The sequence below is a fragment of the Rubinisphaera margarita genome (assembly GCF_022267515.1).
GTDB classification, from domain to species: Bacteria; Planctomycetota; Planctomycetia; order Planctomycetales; family Planctomycetaceae; genus Rubinisphaera; species Rubinisphaera margarita.
On record NZ_JAKFGB010000020.1, the window covers coordinates 313217 to 334569 of the forward strand.

22 protein-coding genes are annotated in these 21353 nt (G+C 58.3%); 14 read left to right on the top strand and 8 right to left on the bottom strand.

Annotated elements, in window-relative coordinates; genetic code table 11:
• The first annotated feature begins 332 nt into the window (after window positions 1–332).
• Window positions 333–884, top strand: a complete 552-nt coding sequence (locus tag L1A08_RS19880) for a hypothetical protein (protein WP_238758281.1) — start codon at window positions 333–335, stop codon at window positions 882–884.
• A gap of 69 nt (window positions 885–953) precedes the next feature.
• On the opposite strand, the gene L1A08_RS19885 is transcribed toward L1A08_RS19880, so the two are convergent.
• Window positions 954–1475 (bottom strand): FHA domain-containing protein, encoded by a 522-nt coding sequence (locus L1A08_RS19885; protein ID WP_238758282.1) that lies wholly within the window; start codon window positions 1473–1475, stop codon window positions 954–956.
• 280 nt (window positions 1476–1755) lie between these two features.
• Between L1A08_RS19885 and L1A08_RS19890 the strand changes: the two genes are divergently transcribed.
• The 6 genes from L1A08_RS19890 to L1A08_RS19915 all read left to right on the top strand — a co-directional run bounded on the left by L1A08_RS19890 (window position 1756) and on the right by L1A08_RS19915 (window position 7028).
• A complete protein-coding gene (locus L1A08_RS19890) occupies window positions 1756–2676 on the top strand; it encodes an aminotransferase class IV (protein ID WP_238758283.1) in 921 nt (306 codons plus the stop codon).
• 313 nt (window positions 2677–2989) lie between these two features.
• Window positions 2990–3913 (top strand): hydroxypyruvate isomerase family protein, encoded by a 924-nt coding sequence (locus L1A08_RS19895; RefSeq protein WP_238758284.1) that lies wholly within the window; start codon window positions 2990–2992, stop codon window positions 3911–3913.
• 111 nt (window positions 3914–4024) lie between these two features.
• Window positions 4025–5065 (top strand): phosphatidate phosphatase App1 family protein, encoded by a 1041-nt coding sequence (locus tag L1A08_RS19900; RefSeq protein ID WP_238758285.1) that lies wholly within the window; start codon window positions 4025–4027, stop codon window positions 5063–5065.
• 414 nt (window positions 5066–5479) lie between these two features.
• Window positions 5480–5833: an STAS domain-containing protein gene (locus L1A08_RS19905; RefSeq protein WP_238758286.1), complete on the top strand. Its 354-nt coding sequence runs from the start codon at window positions 5480–5482 to the stop codon at window positions 5831–5833.
• 217 nt (window positions 5834–6050) lie between these two features.
• Entirely contained in the window at window positions 6051–6479 is a 429-nt protein-coding gene (locus L1A08_RS19910; RefSeq protein ID WP_238758287.1) for an ATP-binding protein, read from the top strand.
• A 90-nt stretch (window positions 6480–6569) separates the two neighbouring features.
• Complete coding sequence (locus tag L1A08_RS19915) at window positions 6570–7028, top strand: ATP-binding protein (protein WP_238758288.1); 459 nt, start codon at window positions 6570–6572, stop codon at window positions 7026–7028.
• An 894-nt stretch (window positions 7029–7922) separates the two neighbouring features.
• Here the strand turns inward: L1A08_RS19915 and hisA are convergent.
• The 7 genes from hisA to L1A08_RS19950 all read right to left on the bottom strand — a co-directional run bounded on the left by hisA (window position 7923) and on the right by L1A08_RS19950 (window position 15289).
• On the bottom strand, window positions 7923–8663 hold the full coding sequence (hisA, locus tag L1A08_RS19920) for a 1-(5-phosphoribosyl)-5-[(5-phosphoribosylamino)methylideneamino]imidazole-4-carboxamide isomerase (RefSeq protein WP_238758289.1): 741 nt from the start codon (window positions 8661–8663) through the stop codon (window positions 7923–7925).
• 123 nt (window positions 8664–8786) lie between these two features.
• A complete protein-coding gene (gene hisH, locus L1A08_RS19925) occupies window positions 8787–9395 on the bottom strand; it encodes an imidazole glycerol phosphate synthase subunit HisH (protein WP_238758290.1) in 609 nt (202 codons plus the stop codon).
• A gap of 85 nt (window positions 9396–9480) precedes the next feature.
• A complete protein-coding gene (locus L1A08_RS19930) occupies window positions 9481–10782 on the bottom strand; it encodes a prepilin peptidase (protein WP_238758291.1) in 1302 nt (433 codons plus the stop codon).
• On the bottom strand, window positions 10779–11318 hold the full coding sequence (locus L1A08_RS19935) for a shikimate kinase (RefSeq protein WP_238758292.1): 540 nt from the start codon (window positions 11316–11318) through the stop codon (window positions 10779–10781). Before L1A08_RS19935 ends, L1A08_RS19930 begins: the two co-directional genes overlap by 4 nt.
• Before the next feature lie 4 nt (window positions 11319–11322).
• The gene (gene aroE / locus L1A08_RS19940; protein WP_261362971.1) at window positions 11323–12837 is read right to left on the bottom strand and encodes a shikimate dehydrogenase; all 1515 of its coding nucleotides are present in this window, start codon (window positions 12835–12837) and stop codon (window positions 11323–11325) included.
• A gap of 808 nt (window positions 12838–13645) precedes the next feature.
• The gene (locus tag L1A08_RS19945; protein WP_238758294.1) at window positions 13646–14668 is read right to left on the bottom strand and encodes a hypothetical protein; all 1023 of its coding nucleotides are present in this window, start codon (window positions 14666–14668) and stop codon (window positions 13646–13648) included.
• Window positions 14669–15289, bottom strand: a complete 621-nt coding sequence (locus L1A08_RS19950) for a DUF447 domain-containing protein (protein WP_238758295.1) — start codon at window positions 15287–15289, stop codon at window positions 14669–14671. It abuts the gene before it with no gap.
• 163 nt (window positions 15290–15452) lie between these two features.
• On the opposite strand from L1A08_RS19950, the gene L1A08_RS19955 reads away from it, so the two are divergent.
• From L1A08_RS19955 to L1A08_RS19985, 7 genes are all read left to right on the top strand, one after another.
• Window positions 15453–16166, top strand: a complete 714-nt coding sequence (locus L1A08_RS19955) for a 3-keto-disaccharide hydrolase (protein WP_238758296.1) — start codon at window positions 15453–15455, stop codon at window positions 16164–16166.
• A gap of 239 nt (window positions 16167–16405) precedes the next feature.
• A complete protein-coding gene (locus L1A08_RS19960) occupies window positions 16406–16774 on the top strand; it encodes a hypothetical protein (RefSeq protein WP_238758297.1) in 369 nt (122 codons plus the stop codon).
• A gap of 16 nt (window positions 16775–16790) precedes the next feature.
• On the top strand, window positions 16791–17396 hold the full coding sequence (locus L1A08_RS19965; RefSeq protein WP_238758298.1) for a hypothetical protein: 606 nt from the start codon (window positions 16791–16793) through the stop codon (window positions 17394–17396).
• Window positions 17397–17471: 75 nt separating this feature from the next.
• The gene (obgE, locus tag L1A08_RS19970) at window positions 17472–18494 is read left to right on the top strand and encodes a GTPase ObgE (protein ID WP_238758299.1); all 1023 of its coding nucleotides are present in this window, start codon (window positions 17472–17474) and stop codon (window positions 18492–18494) included.
• 91 nt (window positions 18495–18585) lie between these two features.
• Window positions 18586–19191 carry a hypothetical protein gene (locus L1A08_RS19975; protein WP_238758300.1) on the top strand — a complete coding sequence of 202 codons (606 nt, stop codon included), beginning with the start codon at window positions 18586–18588 and terminating at the stop codon, window positions 19189–19191.
• Window positions 19192–19442: 251 nt separating this feature from the next.
• On the top strand, window positions 19443–20261 hold the full coding sequence (locus tag L1A08_RS19980) for a sugar phosphate isomerase/epimerase family protein (protein ID WP_238758301.1): 819 nt from the start codon (window positions 19443–19445) through the stop codon (window positions 20259–20261).
• Window positions 20262–20384: 123 nt separating this feature from the next.
• Complete coding sequence (locus tag L1A08_RS19985) at window positions 20385–21086, top strand: PTS sugar transporter subunit IIA (RefSeq protein ID WP_238758302.1); 702 nt, start codon at window positions 20385–20387, stop codon at window positions 21084–21086.
• Window positions 21087–21353: the final 267 nt, after the last annotated feature.

A 21353-nucleotide genomic window follows, 5' to 3' on the forward strand; every position in this document is an offset into this window, starting at 1 on the left:
GGGCATGCTCTTTTTCATTGATTAGAACAGGGGATGGCACAGAGATTCATCTCTGTGTTGCCAGGCAACAAGCGACTTGTCTTCAATTTTCGACTGTTCTCTCACATAATAAACATTACGGAAAAGTCCTCGAAGCTAGACCAACAGGTCAGCAAGAGGAATCGCGTTGCGGCCAGTTGCCAAAACGTCTTTGCATCGCTGGCCTTCAACTGGAAATCGTTGAACTCGGATAAGACAGGCGACTGCCGCTCACAAGCATGCCCACGCGAGCGTGGGCATGGCACCCATTCGATTGTTTTGGCTGAGCTTAACTTAGTTGCCGAGAGGTTCTTATGCGACGTTTTAGCCCCCGTCCGTTAATTGCTTCCGCGTTGCCAATCGTTTTCTCGCTCTTTGTGCTGCTGGAAACTGACGAAGCGATTATTGCGACGCAGCCGGCGGAGAAGCCTGTCGACTGGCTCATTGTGCGAGAGGAACTCGACGATGTGGTCTGGTCGGAAGACGAGTTGACCTTCAATGCTCGCCTGGACGCGTTTGCGAGGAAGCATCTGCATTCGGTCTACAAGCCCTTCAACAAGGGACCATTCTCGTACTATCTCGCTGATGATCGCCACTACAGCGTCTCTGGATGTGACGAGTTGAAAATCTACAGCGACGGCGGTTACTTCAGCGGTAAAGAGGTTGAAGTCTTTCTCAAGAAGAAACTGCCCGCGTATGCCGTGATCGACAGCTCGGGCAATGTGCAGGGCGGACGCTGTGACAACGCTGAATCGGCGATCTTCGTTCTGGAGGACGATTTCCTCATCATCAACTTCAGAAAGAAAACCGTCCTCTGGCAGGAAACGTCGCTAGGGAGGCATTTCGGCGTTCCCGATGACGAATGAGTTCAATGTGCCTGCATGCCCACGCGAGCGTGGGCATGGCACCTGGCACGTGATGTTGCGTGGATCACGTTAGTTCCGCGAGTCACTTCCGCTCAGGAGGTCGTCGTAGCTGGGGCCGTCGGAGTAGTCTTCGAAGGCTTCGTCCTCTTCGTCGATCATGACCGGGATGTCGCTGCTGAGTTCGTGGTCGTAGTGGACGATCTCGCGCGAGTCGGTCTTGGAGTCGGTGTTGTCGCGGAAGGGGACGCCGTCGTCGGAGAGAGGGGGACTCGGCGGTGGGGCGGCGGCTTTCTGTTTGGGAGCCGAGGCGTCGAAGAAGGTGTAGACGACATCGCCGACGACCAGTTCGTCACCCGAGTTGAGTTCCTTCGTTCCGGAAACCCGCTTGCCGTTAATCTGCACGCCGTTCGTGCTGCCCAGGTCGCGGACCAGGAACTTGCCGTTGATTTCGGCCAGACAGCAGTGCTTTCTCGACACCTTGCGGCTGGTGTTGATGACCAGATCGCACTCCGGGTGGCGGCCGACAAACAGAATCGGTTTGTCGACGGAAACAGTGCGAGTCGAATCTAAAGGTTGCAGACGCGCCGGCATATCGAGGATCCTTCGAGTAAGTGCAGTGGCCGCGATTCGCAAAGAGAGTTCCCGGCTCGTACGATGTCTCGATCGTACTGACGCGAAATCCATTCTCCAGATCTGAAACGAAGCGGATTGGAGAATTCTGCGCATTTGACGCGGTCCGGCCCTCTTTCGATTATATCGGTCCCGCCCCGGCTTTGAAGCCTGCTGTTTACCGGAAATGGCCGATTGCCGACACTGGCGGTCGCACCGGTTCTACCGATTCCGCCAAAGTCCCCTTTGACGAATGAACAGAATGTCCCAGCTCAACCCGATTGCTTATCTCAACGAACGAATCATCGACGCAGCCGATCTGAAGCTCCCCGTTTCGGACATGGGCATCGTCCACGGCGTCTCCATCACCGAGATGCTGCGGACCTTCCGCGGGCGAATCTTCGAATGGGACGCCCACTGGAAGCGGCTTGAAAACTCGGCGGCTGTGCTCGGCATTCCGCTGCCCGATCAGAGCCGGGTTGCCGAGGCAATAAAGGAAATCGTTGACCACAACTTTCAGGATTTGGGCGAACACGGCGAGCTCGGCGTGATTCTCTCAGCGACGCCGGGGCCGAACCGGACGTATGTCGGAGCAGGGGCGGTCATCGAGCCGACGTTCTTTGCTCACACGTTCGAACTGCCGGGAGAGCTCTGGGCTCCGGCGACGCTTCAGGGGCAGCATCTGGCGATTTCGAGTGTGCCGCAGGTGCCCGACCGCTGTGTACCGGTCGCGGCGAAGACCCGCAGCCGGGTCAGCTGGTATCTGGCCGACCGTGATGTGCAGCAGCGGTATCCGGGATCGCGGGCGATTGTCTGCGATCAGTTCGGCTTTATTCGCGAAACGACCACGGCCAATCTGTTTCTCGTCCGCGATGGGGAGCTGCGAACGCCCGCCGAAGAAACCGTTCTGCCCGGCGTGACGCGAGCGATCACGATCGAACTGGCGAAAGAACTCGGACTGCCGTTTTCGGTTCAGGAAATGACGGTCGATGATCTGCTGCAGTCACAGGAGATCTTTACAACCTCGACGCCGTACTGTCTGCTCGGCGTCTCCCGGCTGAACAGTGCCGTGGCCGGCCTGTCGTGCCCCGGCGAGTTCACGCAGAAACTGCTGGAGAAGTGGAATGAACGGGTTGGGGTCGACATTCACGAGCAACTCCGGCAGCAGGCGACGAGCCGATAGTTTCTCGGACGGGGGCTTCATGGAGATGTGCTCCTCGGGTGGGATTTGACGGGATCAGTCATTGAGTCGAGACAATGCCTGGGGGAGCAGTGCTCAGCTTGAAGCACGCGTCAGATGGCATTCTCCGACGGCTTCGCCGCCCCGATAGCAGAGCTATCGCGGCCACCCTCTGCGTGGGCGAAAGTTGCCGCCGGAATGGGGGCTTCACGGTCAATTCATCGGACGTTGCTCGACAGTTAAAACCTCGCCAAGTATGCTGACTCGGTGATGCACTGTCGTGAGTTAACATTGTCCCAGCTGAGGAGCCAGAGAGATGAGTCAGACACCGGAACAGACTTCCGCCGAACAGGGTTTCCTCAGCAATCGCCGCACGCTGCTGCAGGGAGCGGTTGCCGCTTCCGCCGGGTTGCTGGTCGGACGGCAGGCGGTCGGGAAAGAGGCGGCCTCGGGAAAGGTTGCGAAGAACGGACGAATCAAGCAGTCGCTGGTTCACTGGTGCTACAGGCCGTACTGGAATGTTGAAGAGATGTGCCAGTTGTGCGTCGATCTGGGCGTGCCGAGTATCGAGCTGATCGATCCGGAACACTGGCCGACGCTGAAAAAGCATGGCCTCACCTGTGCGATCGCCGGCAGCCACGGCTTCAAGGCCGGGCCGAACGATCCGAAGAACTGGGAGGCTTGCGAAGAGATTCTGACGAAGCGAATCAAACAGGCCGCCGAGTTCGGTTGTCCGAGCGTGATCACGTTCACCGGCATGAGCGGCGATCTGACCCCGGAAGAAGGGGCGGACAATTGTGTGAAGTTTTTCAAGCGAATCATGCCGCTCGCCGAAAAGCATAAGATCAATGTCTGCCTGGAACATCTGAATACTCGCGACGACACCCATCCGATGAAGGGGCATCCGGGGTATCAGGGCAATCACGTTGAGTACTGCATCGATCTGTGCGAACGGGTCGGCTCGGAGCGAATGAAACTGCTCTTCGATATCTATCACGTGCAGATCATGGATGGCGATGTGATCCGCCGCATCCGGCAGCACAAGGATTATCTGGGGCACATTCACACGGCTGGCAATCCGGGCCGGGGTGAACTCGACAACACGCAGGAGATTAACTATCCCGCCGTGATGCAGGCTCTGCTGGACGTCGGTTACGACGGCTACGTCGGTCAGGAATACATTCCGACACGCGACGCCCTGACTGGTCTGCAGCAGGCCGTTGCCCTGTGCGATGTTTAATACGACTCGCGGCGTCCGAGCGGATTGATCAGAAGGGGGAGGGCTGGGAGCCGTCCTAAATCCAGCGCGGGAGTGGACCGCGCTGGAAATGCGTTTAACCGGGAGTCTGTTTTGAGCCTTGTTGGCGAGAGTCTGGTCCTGTTTCCAACAGTGGCCCATCACGATGCGATGACGGAGACGTGGCTGGCGGATGTGCACGGCTGGTGCTTCAACAGTGTCGAAGAAGTGCAGTTTCAGCGGGCACGGGCGGCGATTTTACGCCGGACTCTCAAACTGGACCGCGGCGTACCTGACCCGCCCTTTTTCCGCGAACGGGCACTCGGTTTCGTGGTCGACAATCGCAAGAAGATCGTCGTCGAAGTCGCGGATCGGGAAACGGTCAAGCTGGCCGTCAAATCGAAGCGGAACGGGCACTTCAAGTCGGCTCTCAATCTGGCGCTGCCGAGTGAGGAACTGTGCACGCACACGTCGTTCGGGAGTCTCAAAACGAGCCTGAGGGCCTTGCGGACCGATTGCGATTTGAAGGCAGCCGGCGACGTTTATCTGATTCCGCCGACCGGGCTGTCGGTCATTTCCGATATTGACGACACGATCAAGTTCTCGAATGTGGCCAATAAGTCGGAATTGCTGGCCAATACATTTCTGCGTCCGTTCCGTGCCATCGAAGGGATGGCCGAAGTCTTTCAAAAGCTGGCGGCTCGCGACAGTAGCTTTCACTACATCTCGGCGACTCCCTGGCAGATGATCGCGACGGTTTCACGGTTTTTGGGAGAACACGGCTTCCCGGAAGGTTCTATTCATTTGCGGAAGTTTGACCTGAAAGACGTGACGTTTCTGAAGAAGATTTTTCCGTCTCACAAGAAGAAACGGAAGGTGATCGCGAACCTGATGGAGCGGTTTCCCGAGCGGAGATTTCTGCTGTTTGGCGATACCGGCGAGAAGGACCCGGAGATGTACGGCGACATTGCCCGCCGCTATCCCGATCAGGTGCTTGGCATCTGCGTTCGCAATGTGACGCCGGATCCGCCGGACTCACTGCGGTTTCGTCGAGCGTTCGCTGAGGTGCCGACTAAGAAATGGACGGTCTTTGAGGATGCTATGCGGCTGGAATCGATTGTACTGCCGGAGTTGCTGGGAAGAACGCTTCCCTGATCGCCGGCGCGAATCCTGGTTGACAATTACCGGAAAGTCGCTCAATATAAACAAATTCTTATGTCGATTTTCTGATTGTCGACAACGATCAATTCCTATTGAGTTTCTCAGAGTTTCGGTGGTTCGCATCGACTCGTTGCCGCGAATTCGAACGACGGTTTCCACGGTCTGTTTTCGCGTGTAATCTGATGCGACCAGTGATATACTCGTCCCCATTGTTCTTCACAGGACAGAAGTTCGTCAGAATTCAGCGCTCAATCCGGTCCTGGTGGCTCTTTGAGTTTCCGGTCTGGACAAGACCTGTCGGATAGTCCATCTTCGACAGGGAGCACCCGGGACTTCGACTGTCATCCCGGAATCTGGACGACGAACGCTCTGCGGGTCCATTACTTTAGTCGTGTTAGGAAGAAAAATATGGCAACAGGCCGACGCATTGATGTCGAAGAAGTCGGTGATGTGACAATCGCAACCTTTGTTGATCGCAAGATTCTGGACGAGAACAATATTCAGCAGATCGGCAGTCAGCTGTTCGCGCTCGTCGAGGAAGATGGTCGGAAACGGATCATCCTCGACTTCTCGAATGTCGAGTATCTGTCCAGCGCAGCACTGGGGAAATTGATCACGATGGACAAGAAGGTGAAGGGAGCCGGCGGCAAGCTGCGGCTGTGCGCCATTCGTCCCGACATCTATGAAGTGTTCGCGATCACCAAGCTCAACAAGCTGTTTGATATCAAAGACACTCAGGAAGACGCCCTGCAGGGCTTTTAACCCAGGACCTGTCCCTGCGGCTGGTCGAGAGTGTTGATCGGCGTCCGGAGGGCTCAGGCGCGGACGCGGTCCGCGATCACAGCAGTTCCCGGCTGTCTCAGAGTGTCAACGTTCTCGGGCAGCGGGGAGATCTCTTTTGGCGAGTTCCAGAAGTCATTGAACGAGTGGAATTCGTTTTCAATTTTCCGGCAGTTCGCGAGACGCGGTAACTGGTGAGATGATTTTGGCCGAGAAATTCGACGAATTCTTCAGCGAACGGATTCCGAGCGACACGGCTCGCGGGCAGGAAATCCAGGAGCGAATTATCGCTCTGATGGAGAAGTACGAATTCTCTGAACGCGACGTATTCAGTACACGCCTGGCGCTTGAAGAAGGCATTATCAACGCGATCAAACACGGCAATCGAATGGATCTGGACAAGACCGTTCTGATTGAGTGGGGGATCACGCACGAGGTAGTTAAGGTCGTGATCGAAGATCAGGGCGAAGGCTTCCGCATGGAAGACGTTCCAGATCCCACGGCCGATGAAAATCTTGAACGGCCTTGCGGGCGTGGCATCATGTTGATGCGGGCCTTCATGGATGTCATTGAGTACAATTCAAAGGGCAACGTGCTCACCATCGAGAAACGTCGGGGTAGCGAATAGCATGCGACTGACTCTGTCGGTTTCCTGGTTCCTTTCTGATTGAACTCCCTGATCGACATCTTTCCGCGGGCCTGGAAATGCGACGGGATTATGCAACAGCCGAAAAGTTCACAGTCTTCCAGTTCCGGCTGTCCGACCACCACACGTGTCGTCATCCCGAGTGACGACGCCTGCGCTCTCGATCTGCAGGACCAGATTATTGAGCAGATGGAGCAGCAGTCGTTCAGCTCCCGCGATCTGTTCAGCACGCGGCTCGCACTCTCCGAGCTGCTGACCAATGCGATCCGTCACGGGAACCGAATGGACTACGACAAGTCGGTGACCGTGGAATGGAACCTGTCAGCGACGCGGATCGATGTCACCATTACCGATGAAGGGGAAGGCTTCGATCCTTCTCATCTGCCCGACCCGACCGATGAGGAAAACCTCGAACGCTGCGGCGGCCGCGGCGTCCTGCTGGTCCGCAGTTTCCTCGATGAAGTCTGCTACAACGAACGCGGCAATTCGGTCCACATCGTCAAGCACGCCAGCTCCGGCGACGACGCCTGACGTCGCTTCGCCCGCTCCGCTCAAAGTAAGGCTCCCTCCCACCGGGATGACACAGAGATTGATCTCTGTGTTGCGAAGGAACAGGAGGCCTGTCTTCAGCGTGAGAGCCCCAAGCCTGTGGCACAGACATTCCTGACTGTGCACCAACGACTCAGGGATGGCCCAGACGTGTACGTCTGGGTGACGAAGTCACAGGAAGAGGCTGTCCGGTGTTGCACTGTCCGACGCTGCAGCAGTGTGAGAGTCTGGCGGTTCCGACAGGGAACATCGGTCAGCGACGTCTTGTGGCTGCGCCACTCAGACGCATGCGTCTGATCCAACCACCAGCGGCCAGGGTGGTACAGACATTCCTGTCTGTGCGTCATTGGACGGTGTTTTGCAGTGGGACGTCAGATCCCGTTCTCCGACGGCTGCGCCGCCCCGAAAGAATCTTTCGGGGCCACCCGTGGTTGAGCTTTCCTTCCTGTAAGCCGACGACTCAGGGACGGCCCAGACGTGTACGTCTGGGTGACGAAGTCACAGGAAGAGGCTGTCCGGCGCTGCAGTAGTGTGAGAGTCTGGCGGTTCCGATAGGGAACATCGGTCGGCGACCTCTTGTGGCTGCGCCACTCAGACGCACGCGTCTGTGCCAACCACCAGCGGCCAGGGTGGTACAGAGAGTCCTGTCTATGCATCATTGGGCGGTGTTTTGCAGTGGGACGTCAAATCCCGTTCTCCGACGGCTGCGCCGCCCCGAAAGAATCTTTCGGGGCCACCCGAAGTAGCTGTCCGGCGTTGCAGGTTCCGACAGGGAATATCGGTTAGCGACCTCTTGTGGCTGCGCCACTCAGACGCACGCGTCTGAGCCAGCCGTTCTATTGCTGCGTCCGTTCGGCAAGCTGGGTACTTGGGAACTCAGCTCTGGTTGACCAGCTTCAGGGCTTCCGGGAGTTCGATAGTGCCTTCGTACAGGGCTCGGCCGATGATGGCGGAGGAGACGAGTGGACTGCGTTCTTCGACTTCGAGCAGGTTTTCGATGTCCTTGAGCGTCGTCACGCCGCCGGAGGCGATGATCGGGATGCCGAACTGGGCGAGTTCTTCGAAGTCCTTGAGCGTTCCTCCATCGATGCCCTGCATCATGCCGTCGTTTGCGATGTTGGTGTAGATGATGGCGGCCAGTTCCGTGCCCTCGAACTGACGCGCCAGGTCAACCGCCGAGGTCTGCGACACGTCGAGCCAGCCTGCCGTGGCGACCATCGAGTTTTTGGCATCGAGCCCGAGAGCCAGATGACCGGGATGTTCTTCGATCTCGTGGCGGAACCAGGCGGGTTGTTTCAGGGCCTGCGTGCCGATGATGGCCCGGTCGATGCCGAGATCGAGAATCGTCTTGATCGACTCGCTGTTGCGGAGACCGCCGCCGAGCTGGCAGGGGACGTCGACCGCATTGACGATTCGCGAGATGACGTCGCCGTTGACCACTTTGCCCGCTTTGGCTCCGTCGAGATCGACCAGGTGAATTCGCGTCGCTCCCTGATCGGCCCACTGTTTGGCGACGGCGACAGGATCATCGTTGAAGACGGTTTCCTGATTGTAGTCGCCCTGACGCAGGCGGACGCAGCGGCCGTTCAGTAGATCGATAGCTGGAATCAATTCCATCTCAGGAATCCCTCGTAACAGAAACCGGGCGCAAGGAGCCCCGAAAAAATGAGAATGCGAGTCCGCACGCTATCGTTCGGGCAAAGCGGAATCAACCCATTCGCGGTTCCAGGCTGCAGGCGATCAGATGGCGGCGAAGTTCTTCAGCAGGTGCAGGCCATGATCCTGGCTTTTTTCCGGGTGGAACTGAGCGGCGTGGACGTTGTTCTTCCAGGCCATTGCCACGACGTTTTCGCCGTGCTCGGTTTTCGAGGCGACGACCGCTGCATCGGACGGAACGACGTGATAGCTGTGGACAAAATAGAACCAGGCGTCCGAGGGAATATCCTTCAGGATCGGATTGTCCGGACGGACATCGTTGAGCTGATTCCAGCCCATGTGGGGGATCTTCAGGCCCGGCGTCTCTTTGAAGCGAACGACCTCGCCGGGAATGATGCCGAGCCCTTTGTATTCGCCGTCTTCATAGCTGACATCGAACAGCAGTTGCAGCCCCAGGCAGATACCGAGGAATGGGCGACCCGACTCGACGTGCTCCAGAATCGGCTCGACAAAATCGCCGTCTCTCAGGTGGGCCATCGCATCGCGGAAGGCACCGACTCCGGGGAGGACGAGATGATCGGCGTGGCGGATTTCCTCGGGGGTGGTGCAGATCTTCACGTCTGCTCCGACCTTCTGAAAGCCTTTCTCCACCGAGCGGAGATTTCCCATGCCGTAGTCGATAATGTGAATCATGATTTCTGTTTTCTCTGGACGTATTTCCGGAGCTGAGGGAGTCCGTGGAGCGTGACGGGCGGCGAGCTCGGGCCTTCTCTCTACCCTATCGACAGTCGCCTCGCCAGTGGCGTTCGTGCAATTTTCCACGACTGGCCGCAATTCCGCTCCAGGAACGCTGTTTCCAGTCCGTCGGCTGCCGATCGTTCTTGTTGCCCATGTAGAAATGGAGCTGATCGGCTGATCGCCAGCCGCCTTCTTCGTCTTCCCAGGCTTCAATTCCGATGAGTCGCTTGAGAAGCTGCAGGGCGAAGAGCGACATCACGAGGAAGACGAGCATCAGTCCCGCGAACAGGATCAGCAGCGGGCCCATCATGAAGATGCGTTCAACGGCTGGCCAGATGTGATTCCAGCCGAAGACGACGAACAGCGTCGCCAGCGACAGGTACGGCCCGTAAGGCAGCTCGGCGGGGAACTTCCAGATCGAGAGACTACGGAGAATCGTCACGATCAGAAGCACGCCGAGGGCCATGACGGGAGCCATGAAGAAGACTATGACGACGGGTTGCCAGCCGATGAACGAGCCGATCATCGCCATGAGAATGACATCGCCGAAGCCCATCGCTTCCCGCTTCAGAACGAAGTGACCAATGATGCGCACGGACCAGACGATGCCGCCGCCGACAACGAATCCAGCCGTCGAATTCGCCAGGGCATGCCAGTGATGGTTGTACAGAATCCACTGCGGGAAGTAGCCCATCTGCAGCCAGAGTTCGAGGACCGGGAAGAGTTGCTTCGAGAACTCCACCATGGAGGGATCCTGGACCCAGACCGGCAGCAGGAAGAAGCCGACGCCGAGAAACTGACCGATGAATCCGACGAACATCGCCGGGACGGTGACACCATCGGGGATGATCCACAGATCGAAATCAATGAACGTCGCCACGAACAGCGTTTCGACCAGGATCAGGAAGAAGATGAAGCGGCCCCAGCAGAAGAGCGGGGAAAGTTCCTGCCAGCCGAACAACTGTTGAGCATTGAAGCTGCTGACGACGCTCGCCTTCTCGCAGCCGCCCCATTGTTCGGGGGGCAAGAGACAAACGAACGTGATGACGACGAGGAGTCCGTTGAGAACTTCCAACCAGGGCTCGCGGCTCAGTTTGCGACGTCCGCTGAATGGAGACCGCCCGACAATGCGGGATGTTCCCCAGACGGGTAACGCATGATGCCAGCTCGACTTCGGATAATGTCCGACGCGCTGCTCTTTCGAGGCAACCCACTTCCAGGCGGGCCACACATGAAAGTGATCGGGCAGTCGGATGATGCAGCGGTTGAGGAATCGCCCGAGCACCAGCCCGAGCAGAAACAGTCCGCAACAGACGAAGAGATACGGCACGGGCCACGTCATTGAGCATCGTCCTTTGCCGCTGTTCCATTGATTCGGCTGAGAATCTCGTCGACGAGGCTTTCGGGATCGCGATTCGTGGTCGCGACTTCGAAGTCACTCACGTCGCGATACAACGGCTCCCGCTGTTCGAGCAGCGAGCGGATTTCTTCTTCGAAGTTGAGATCGGTTAGAGCAGGGCGGCTGGCGGCTGAAGTTTCATCGCTCCGCATTCGTCGGGCAATCTCGCTCACTTCGGCGGTCAGCCAGATGACGGGACCGGCCTGCTGCAATCGTTTGCGTGTGTCGGCATTCAGAATCGCTCCGCCGCCCGTTGCGATGATCAATCCATCGTGGCCGCAGAGCTCGGCAATCGCTTCCGCTTCGAGACGACGGAACTCGGCTTCACCGCTGCGGGCGAAGATTTCCGCGATCGAGCAGCCGGCTCGTTCTTCGATCACGCGATCGGAATCGACAGCCCGAGCATGCAGGCGTTGAGCAAGCATGCCTGCGAGCAGACTCTTTCCGGTGCCGCGATACCCAACCAGAGAAATGATCATGGCCTCACGACTCGGATTCGGACTCTTGAGTGGTTTTGACCAGCGAGATGGCTCCCCGCAGCGAGCTTCGCATCTGATCAAGCGGAGCTTTCTGACCGGTGAAGCACTCGAACTGGGCGGCTGCCTGGCGAACGAACATCTCCAGTCCGCTGGCGATGTAGCACTTCCGCTGGCGGGCGTGCTTGATGAGCAGCGTGTTCTCCGGATTATAGATGGTGTCGAAGACGACCATGTTGTCCTTGATCCAGTTCGGCTCGAACGGGCTTTCGTCCATGTTGGGGAACATGCCGATCGGCGTGCAGTTGATGAGGACGTCCGGCGTCTGTGCTCCCCGGTTTTCCCAGGTGCAGTGCAGGCACTTGAGATGGTCGGCCAGTTCTTTGACTTTGGAGCGAGTGCGGCCCGCGATCGTGAGGTGCCCGCCGCCGTTCACAATGCCCAGGCCAATTGCCCGGGCGACGCCGCCGGTGCCGAGAATGAGCACCTTGCGATCCTTGAACGATCCCTCCGGCCAGCCCGCTTCGGTCACGGCCTGTTTCAGCGTCGCCATAGCGGCTTCGTAATCGGTGTTGGCGGCGAACCAGATGCCGCGATTGTTCTTGTAGAGCGTGTTCGTCGCTCCGATGGTCGAGATTTCTGGATCGAGATGATCGGCAAATTTCGTCACTCGCTGCTTATGCGGAATCGTGACGCTGTACCCGTCGACATTGAGCCGCTTGAGCGCTTTCAGGGAGTCTTCGAAATGCTGCTCGGAAATCCGGAAGGGAAGATAAACGGCGTTGATGCCTTCGCGGGCGAATGCGTCGTTGTGAATCCGCGGGCTGTAGCTGTGAGCGATCGGATCGCCGAGGACGCCAAAGACTCGAGTCTCGGAATTGATATTCTGATACCGATACAGCTTGAGCATCTCGGTGAATGAGATCTGTCCGGGAGCGAGTTCCCGTTCGCTGCTGAAGCTGGCGTACGTGAACGGAGAACCGTATTTTTTGCAGAGAAGTCGCGTGAACAGGCCGAATTCTCCCATGCAGAAGCCGACCGTAGGCTTCTCGGCATTGGCGACCAGTTCAAGCATCCGCACGCCATCAGCCGGGCTGTTGGCCATGGTCACGATCTTCAGCACATCGGCATCGTGATCCGACATCTGTTCGTAGATTTCGTTCAGATTGGCAGGCGTCTCTTCGAAGTTGTGATAACTGATGATCCGCTTTGTGCGTCCGTAACGGGGAATTTTCTTCGCGATGTCGACTTCCAGGTCGACAAAATCGACCCCGTCGACAATGGCCGATCGCAGCAGCGTCTGCCGCTCCTCTTCCGTTCCGCGCCAGCGACCCCGATCTTCCGCCCGGCGGCAGGTGACCACCGTCGGCGTGGGGCGATTCTTCAGCAGGACCGAGATATCGCTGATCTGCTTGATCCAGTCGAGCCGCAACTCGACCAACTCGGCTCCTGCCTGAGCAAGCGCTTCATGTTCCTTACGCATCATTTTGAGGCGTGTTCGTCCAACGCTGACGCAAATCATCGCAGATCTAATTCCGGTTAACAGGTCGACAGGCAACTGGGCTTCGAGGTGAAGGGTGGGAGAAGACTATACTCAAATGGAATTCGAGGGGGAATGCAATGGTCTCAGGGAATGTTCTCGGGGTGAGATTGAGGCTCGTTGTCGTCCGGGCTGTATCCAGCTGCACTTATTGCTGAGGACACCGGAGTACCGACAGGGTGGCACAGACATTCCTGTCTGTGCGTCATTCGACGCTGGATTGTTGTGGGGCTGTTGCAGGTTAGAGCATTGGGGACAGTCATTCTCCGCTGCGGCGGTTCTTTCCCACAGACAGGAATGTCTGTGCTACTGGCCTGGGGTGACGAGGTGTTCGCTCATGCTGAAGGCAGGCCTCCTGTTGCTTCGTGACAAAGAGATGAATCTCTGTGTCATCCAGTCGCTGACCGACGTTCCCTATCGGAACAGCCAGACTTTCACACGGCCGCAGCGTCGGACAGCCTCTTCCTGTGACTTCGTCACCCAGACGTACACGTCTGGGCCATCCTCGGTTCGTTGACGCGCTGTCAGTGCGGAAAACGCGAAGAAGCATGGGTGGCCCCGAAAGATTCTTTCGGGGCGGCGCCGCTGTGGGAGAACGGGATTTGACGTCTTACTTCAGAAGGGCGTCGAATGATGCACAGACAGGAATGTCTGTGCTACTCGCCTGGGGGGACGAGGGAGGATGGTCCCTCGCTCACGCTGCGGATTGGGATTGAGGCGGGACGCTGCGGGTTGGGATTGGATAGTCACGCTTCGGGGCGTGGGGGATAATGTGTCGCGTGTGCAGGCTTTATTCTGTCTCGGAGGTCGGGGTGACCGTTGCTCCGCGGTTTCCGGCACGGGTGATGCGGACAGTGGCGGACGGGACCGTGGAGAAGACGCGTTCGATGACGGCCTGGACGCTGTCGTCGTCTTTGCAGACGCCGAACATCGTCGGACCCCAGGAAGACTGGGCGATTCCCTGGATGCCGGCCTGTTCGAAGCAGTCGAAGATGGTTTCGCAGACGGGATGCCGAAATCGTCCTCCCTGAACCGGGGCGAATGTGTCGCCGACGAGATTGCCGAACCGCTGCAGGGTCTCGGAAAAGGCCTTGAAGCTGGAGCAATCCTCTTCGATGGTCTGCAACAGGTCTTCGAGTTCATCGAGTCGATCCGGGGCGATTTCGGGCATCGACTGAAATGCACGCTCTTCCTGCTCGCCCGAATAACCGGCGATCTGGTCCGGCGTGACCAGGACGAATCGCCACGTTTCCGGCAGGGAGGCGGCGAAGCGATAAATCCCGGCATCTTCATCCGGGCTGATGCCGCGATCGATCAGCAGTCCACCCCGGTGGAATCCGAAGGTGCCGATGCAGGAGCGTTTGCCGCGGCCAAGGACCCGCGAGAGTTCCGGGGCGGCGACGTCGACGCCCGCCAGTTGAGCCCAGCAGGTGCCGATGGCCAGATCGAACTGGGTTCCCGCTCCGAGCCCGGCATGAAACGGAATGAGCGAATCGAACTCGACAGCAATCGCAGGCTTCACGGCGGGCCAGCGGGCTTCGCAGCGTTCGATGACACTGAGGAAGCGGTCTCGAATGAGATCGGCTGGGACGCTGGTTTCCTCTTCAGCCAGTTCATTGATGAGATCCGGCGAATAGCCGAGTTCGTGGTCGTCGCCATCGATGCGTTCGGCCAGCAGGTCGAAGCCGGGCTCATCGATCATGAGGCCGAAGCCCTGGAACAGCTTTCCGCCGGGACGATGGTCGGAGAAGAGACCGCAATGCAGGCGGGCTCCGGTGGATACCGAGACGTTCGTAACGTGTGGACCGGTCATCTAATCATCCCTGGCCGAATCTGCATGGTTTCCTGTTTGCTGCGTTTCGGCGTGAATGAAATGAACCAGCAGGTCGAAAGCCGCTCGACCTTCGGCATCCGCAGTTTTCTCAATGAGAACTTTGAGTCTGTCGAGTTCGTGAAGAATGACGTTCCGTTCCAGAATGTGCAATCGCGAAGCCAGAATCGCCGCTTCAATTACGGCATGGGCTCCGCGGTTAAAGCCGAGGAACGGTCGCAGGTTGTGAGATTGAACGACTTCGGCGGTCAGGACCATCCGCTGTCCCGTCTCGTCGCGGTTTCGAATGCGGAATTCATACGCCTGGCAGGCGTCGGGGAAGAGTCGGCCGTGAATTGTCTTTGTGGGTAACCAGTCCACCGAAGTAGAGGCGAAGCTGCGGCTGATCGCCTGGGCGAGGGGCAGGACTCGGTCGGTGACGTGAAAGACCCCTTCGGGGTGTGCGATCAAATTCCGGTAGGTGCGGGACTCGGGGAAGGGGCGGAAAATCAATTCCTGAATCTGGCCCTCGGCATCGAGCGTAGGGATGGGGCCCATCGGTGCCAGATTGACGCTGGCGTCTTCGTTCAGCGTGGTGACGAGACCTTCGAGGACGTAGGGCACGGGGACGAACCTTCAGTTCGTGGAAGCGAAGAATGGACCGGTAGGTTGAGATCGAGGGAAGAGGGGTGGTATCCTGCCTGACATCGAAGACCGGACATACGAGCCGGTCCTGACTACAGTCCATGGTGACTGTTCCTCAATGATTCCGCAACAGGGGCCCCCCATGCAAGTGAACTCCGCACCACGCCTGTCCCTCCTCCTCACCGCAGTTGTCGCCGTGCTCGCCGTGACTGCCTCACCGATTCTCGCCGAAGAGAAACTCAACACGCCTCCCAAGGGCTTTAAAGCTCTGTTCAACGGGAAAGACCTGACCAACTGGCAGGGGCTGGTTGGGAACCCGAAGACCCGAGCCGAGATGTCGGACGAAGAGCTCGCCGAAGCTCAGAAGAAAGCCGACGAAGAAATGCGGGCCCACTGGGAACCCAAAGATGGCATTCTCGTCTTCGACGGCAAAGGCAAGAACCTGTGCACGAAGAAGAAGTACGGCAACTTCGAACTGTACGTTGACTGGAAAATCGAGCCGAAGGGCGACAGCGGGATCTACCTGCGTGGAACGCCGCAGGTGCAGATCTGGGATCCGACGGTCGAAGTCGAACGGAACAGCGTCGGCTCCGGCGGTTTGTTCAACAACAAGATTCACCCGAGTACGCCCAGCAAGTGTGCCGACAACCCGATCGGCGAGTGGAACACGTTTTGGATCAAGATGGTGGACGACAAGGTCAGCGTGAAGCTGAACGGCGAACTGGTCGTCGATAACGTCGTGCTGGAAAACTACTGGGAACGCGACAAGCCGATCTACCCGAAAGAAGCAATCGAACTCCAGAACCACGGCAACACGCTCTACTTCCGGAACATCTACGTGAAAGAGCTTCCGTAAGCGAGCGTGTGATGGGATCCAGATCGGTGGCACAGACATTCGCGTCTGTGTCACCGGTTGGAACGTAGCGGCGGCATCCTGCCGCCGGGAAAGCGTGGTTGGAGAGATGACGTTCCGATGCCATGGATTTCTCGGAGCGGAAAGTCGGTGACATGATCCACGCGGATTGACATGGTGCGTCCATTCGGCGGCAGGATAGCGCCGGTACGGTTTTGGCACCCTGGACAGGAAAGCCTTTCATGCTCGAAATTGAACGTCCGCGGTCAGGGGCTCAGTTTGAGCCGGGACAGGTGGTTCCGGTTGATGTCCGGTGGAGCCTGCTGGAGGATCAGAGTCGGGTCGAGCTGCGGCTGGTCTGGAATACGGTCGGCAAGGGCGATCAGAATCTGAGCATCGAGGAGACCTGGACTTACAGCAACATCGGACTGAGCGGTCAAAAGCACGAAGAGATTCAGCTGCCGGACGGACCCTACAGTTGTTCCGGCAAGCTGCTGTCTCTGGTCTGGGCGTTCGAGCTGATTGTCTTCCCGAGTGGCGAATCGACTCGCACGGAGTTCCTGATGGCTCCGGGAGCGAGCGAAATCATCCTGCATTCCGCAGCTGAGTGACGGGGGGACGTCTTTCATGTCTGTCCAGGCGGCTCGCTTCAATCCGTTCGCCACCGAACATCTCGTGAAGATCCGGTATCAGTTTGAGACCGATTCGCTGGAAGGTCTGATCGGACAACTGGACGCGATGAACCGTCGGGCCGCTCTGGTGGGGCCGGAAGGACATGGCAAGACGACTCTGCAGAGAGAGATCGCCGCTCACTACGAATCACGCGGGGTGACCGTTCACTGGATTCGCCTGACCCGTGACCGACGGGTGCTGCCGACGGGGGCGATCCCGGAACTGCGTCGCATTCTGAAGGCGGACGATCTGCTCTGTGTCGACGGAGCCGAGCAGATGAACTGGTGGACCTGGCGAAAACTGATCCGCTCTCTGCCTGCTGAAACGGGGTGCCTGATTACAACGCATCAACCAGGACTGCTGCCGACGCTGCGACAGTGCGAGACGACGCCGGAACTGCTTGATCGCATTGTCGCCGAGCTGCTGAGATCAGGGTTTCCGGATTGGAAGATTCCGACGAAAGACGTCTTCGCCCGGCATCGCGGAGACCTGCGACTGTGCCTGTTCGAGCTGTACGATGCGTATGCCTCGGGAGAGCTGCACGAACTCCAGCGTTCTTGATCACCCGCAATGGCATTTCTTCAGGAGTTAGTTATCCTTAAAGAGAAATTCTTCTTGAGGCGGTGCGGTTAAACGATGTTTATTGACGAAATTACGCTGATCTGTCATGCCGGTGACGGTGGTCGAGGCTGCATGAGCTTCCGACGTGAAGCTCACGTTCCCCGAGGCGGCCCCGACGGGGGCGATGGCGGCGACGGGGGCGATGTCGTTCTCGTCGTGAACGAGCACCTCAACAGCCTGGGACACCTGGCTGGTCATATGCACTGGAACGCGAAGCGGGGCTCTCACGGTGAAGGGGCGCTCTGTCGCGGCAAGAACGGTGCGGACGCCATTATCGAAGTGCCGCCCGGAACCATTGTCAAAGACGCGGAACGGGGACACGTGCTTCGCGATCTGGCTTCGCCGGGCGACCGTGTCATCGTGGCCAAAGGCGGACGCGGAGGACGCGGCAACAAACGCTTTGCCACTCCGATTAACCGCGCTCCGAAAGAGTTCGAAGTCGGTGAAGAGGGCGAAGATCGAACGATCACGCTCGAACTGAAAATGATTGCCGATGTCGGTCTGGTCGGAAAGCCGAATGCCGGCAAGTCGACACTGCTGAGTCGCGTTTCGCGGGCCACGCCGGAGATCGCCGATTATCCCTTCACGACCAAGACCCCGAATCTCGGTGTTGTCCAGGTCGGCTGGGATCAGGATTTCGTCGTCGCAGATATCCCGGGGCTGATCGAAGGGGCTCACGCCGGGATCGGGCTGGGCCATGAATTTCTGCGTCATATCGAACGGACCAGACTGCTCGTGCATCTGGTGGAACCCGCGCCGATGGATCAGACCGATCCAGTCGAGAACTATCATCAGATCCGCGAAGAACTTCGTCTGTACGATCTGAAACTCGATGAGCGGCCGGAAATCATTGTCATCACCAAAGCCGAACTGCCCGACTCCGAGGCCGCCGCGGAACTGCTCCGCGAGACCGTTAACGAGCCGGTCCTGGTCATCTCAGCAGTAACGGGTCAGGGACTCGACGAACTGAAGCGGACGATCGTCCGCAAGCTTGCAGAAATCCGCGAGTCGGAATCTCAACCGACCTCGTCGGAGTAGTCCGATCCCATCCTTGCGAAAGTCGATCGCTCCACTGGCGTTTCCGATCGAAACGCACTCTGTGTCCGCTCTTCCTTTTAAGGATCATGAAATGCGACATGCGTTCGCCGCCGTGCTCTGTTCGCTGCTGTTCGTTTCCACGTTCACGGAAGCGGCAGGCAAGGACGGGAATCCCTCGAAGCTGCCTTCCAGCTGGTACGCGAACTTCGGCTACTGGGAACTGAACGACGACACGCTCGTCTGTCGCGAGCTGAAGGAAGACAAGCACGCGGGAGCGGCCCGTCTGAAGACACCCCTGACGGACGGATCGATTACCTGTCGCGTGAAATTCGAGGACGGAGCGAAGTTCTTTCACATCGGCTTCGATCCCGCTCCCGGAACGCTCGACAAGAAAGGGCACCTCTACTCGCTGGTGCTCACGCCGCAGTCGGCGATGATCAAGAAGCATCGCGACAAGAACAGGGAGGATTCCAAAGACGAGACGCTGGCGACGGTGCGTTTCGAGAAACCCCTGGAGGGCTGGCATTCGGTGAAGCTGACCGCCTCCGGGAAGGACGTTCGCGTCAGCATCGACAATCAGTATCAGCTTACGGCGTCCGATGATTCGTTCGGCGTGAAGAAGCCGGGCGTGGTGTTTCGCGTCGGAGGCGGAGACGTTCATGTCGACCAGATTGAAGTGGCTGTCGAGAAGCCGTAGTTCTGCCATTCCGCTTCAGGAATGAGACGTTACACTTCATGTCAGGCCTCTGCGGAGGCGATGATTTCCCGCCAGCGGATCGTTACGATCGCCAGCCACGGACCACATCATACAACCTAAGGAATGACCTCGTGCCAAGCCGTTTGAACGCAGACGACTTCTATCCTCGAGAGGATCGGCACGAAGCGGGCAAGGAGTCGGTGTCTCCCGGGACAAGCCGACAGCAAAGCGCCCAGGAGTGTTCACCGTTGATGCATCGACTTTCGCTCAGTCAGATGACGACCAAGAAGTGGAGTTTCGAAGACGACCTGGAAGCGGTCCAGAAACTCGGACTCCGGCACATTGGCCTCTGGCGATGGAAATACGAAGAAATGTCCGAGCAGGCCGCCGCGAGCCTGCTCGAAAAATATCAGCTGCGACCTTCCAGTATTTCCTGGGTGGGCGGCTTCACAGGAACCAACGGCTATCTGCTCGAAGATTCTCTGGCTGAAGCCGAGGAAGTGATCCGCTTTGCAAGCTGGATCGGTTCGCGCAATGTGATTGTCTGCACCGGCGAGCAGGGGCGACACATTCATTCGCACGCTCTCCGCCTCGCAGTTGAATCGCTCAAGTACCTGGGCGATTACGCAGCGGAGTACGGCATTGAGCTGGCCGTGATGCCGATGTCGGCTTCCGCCTCTTACGGGTGGACTTTCCTGACCTCGCTGCGAAAATGCAGAGAGCTGATCGAGGAATGCGACCATCCCTATGTCGGCGTTTGTCTGCACAGTTATTACGCGTTGCAGGAGCGTCACTGGAAGAGCGAGATCCGAAGCCTGCTGCCCACCGTGAAGCTGGTTCGGCTCTGCGATGGTCAGTCGTCGGCGAAACCGCGTCGGCAGTGCCTGCCTTATTCCGGAAAGATGAACCTGACGGGCTGGCTGGATTTCCTCGAATCGAATGGATACCGTGATATTTACGAGATCGACACGTGGTGCGATGAAGTGTGGCAAAGTGATCACATTGAACCGTTCCAGCGATCTCTTGAAGCCCTCAACGCTCACTTTCCTTCCTTCCGCGACGAAGGGTAGATCGCGTGGGTCGTCGTAGCGTGTGCCACCCGGACGCCGTTCAAGGATGTTCAACACCAGCCGCTATGATTCCCGGACAAGGTCTAACCGCGTCGCAGCGACTTGCCAGGCGACGCGAACAGAATGTCCAGCCCCCATCTTCTGACGATTGAAGAACTGGCCCGCGAAATGGGCCGGGATCTGCGTGAGGTCGAACGACTTGCGGCCAAGGGGAATATTCCCGGTCGCCGCGTCGACGGTAACTGGGTCTTCCAGGCCAACGAGATCCGCGAGTGGATCGAGAAAGAGTTCGAGAACTACTCGCCCGATCAATGGGAAGCCCTCGAAAGCTCGCAGCAGTCCGAAGAAGTCGATCAGGAATGCCCCGTCACCAGTCTGCTGCAGCTGGAAACGATGGAGGTCCCGATTCAGGCCCGGACGAAACGTTCGGTGCTTGAGCGGCTCGTCAAGCTGGCCGGAAACACCTATCAGGTCTGGACCCCCGACGAAGTCCTGAAGGCCGTCATCGAACGCGAGAACATTCAGAGCACGGCTATGGATGAAGGGGTCGCCATCCCTCACCCCCGCAACCCGATGCCGGATGCAATCGGTGAATCGATCATCGCCTTCGGCAGCTCCAGCAATGGCATCCCTTTCGGTGGCACCCGCGGCCTGACGCACCTGTTCTTCCTGATCCTCTGCCGCGACAACACCACGCACCTGCAGGTTCTGGCCCGCCTCGGCCGCCTGTTCAAAATCCCCGGCTTCCTGCGAGACCTCAGCCACGCCGAGACCTCGGAAGAAGCCTACCGCATCATCGAAGACGCCGAAAAAACGCTCTCGTAGATGAACCGGTCAGAGACCGGGGGTGGCCCAACAAGGTTGGCTCAGACGCGTGCGTCTGAGTGACGCAGTCACAGGAAGCACGTCACCCGCGTAGAGCGTTCCCAGACGCTGCTTTCTGAAGTCTCGCCGCCGCGCAGGGTGGCCGTGATAGTTCCGCTATCAAGGCGGCGCAGCCGTAGGAGGCCGCCGTTTGACGTTGGTATAAAATCAGCCCTGCTTCGTCATTCCCCTGAATCAAGTCTCTCACCGATACGCCCGCCCAACTCC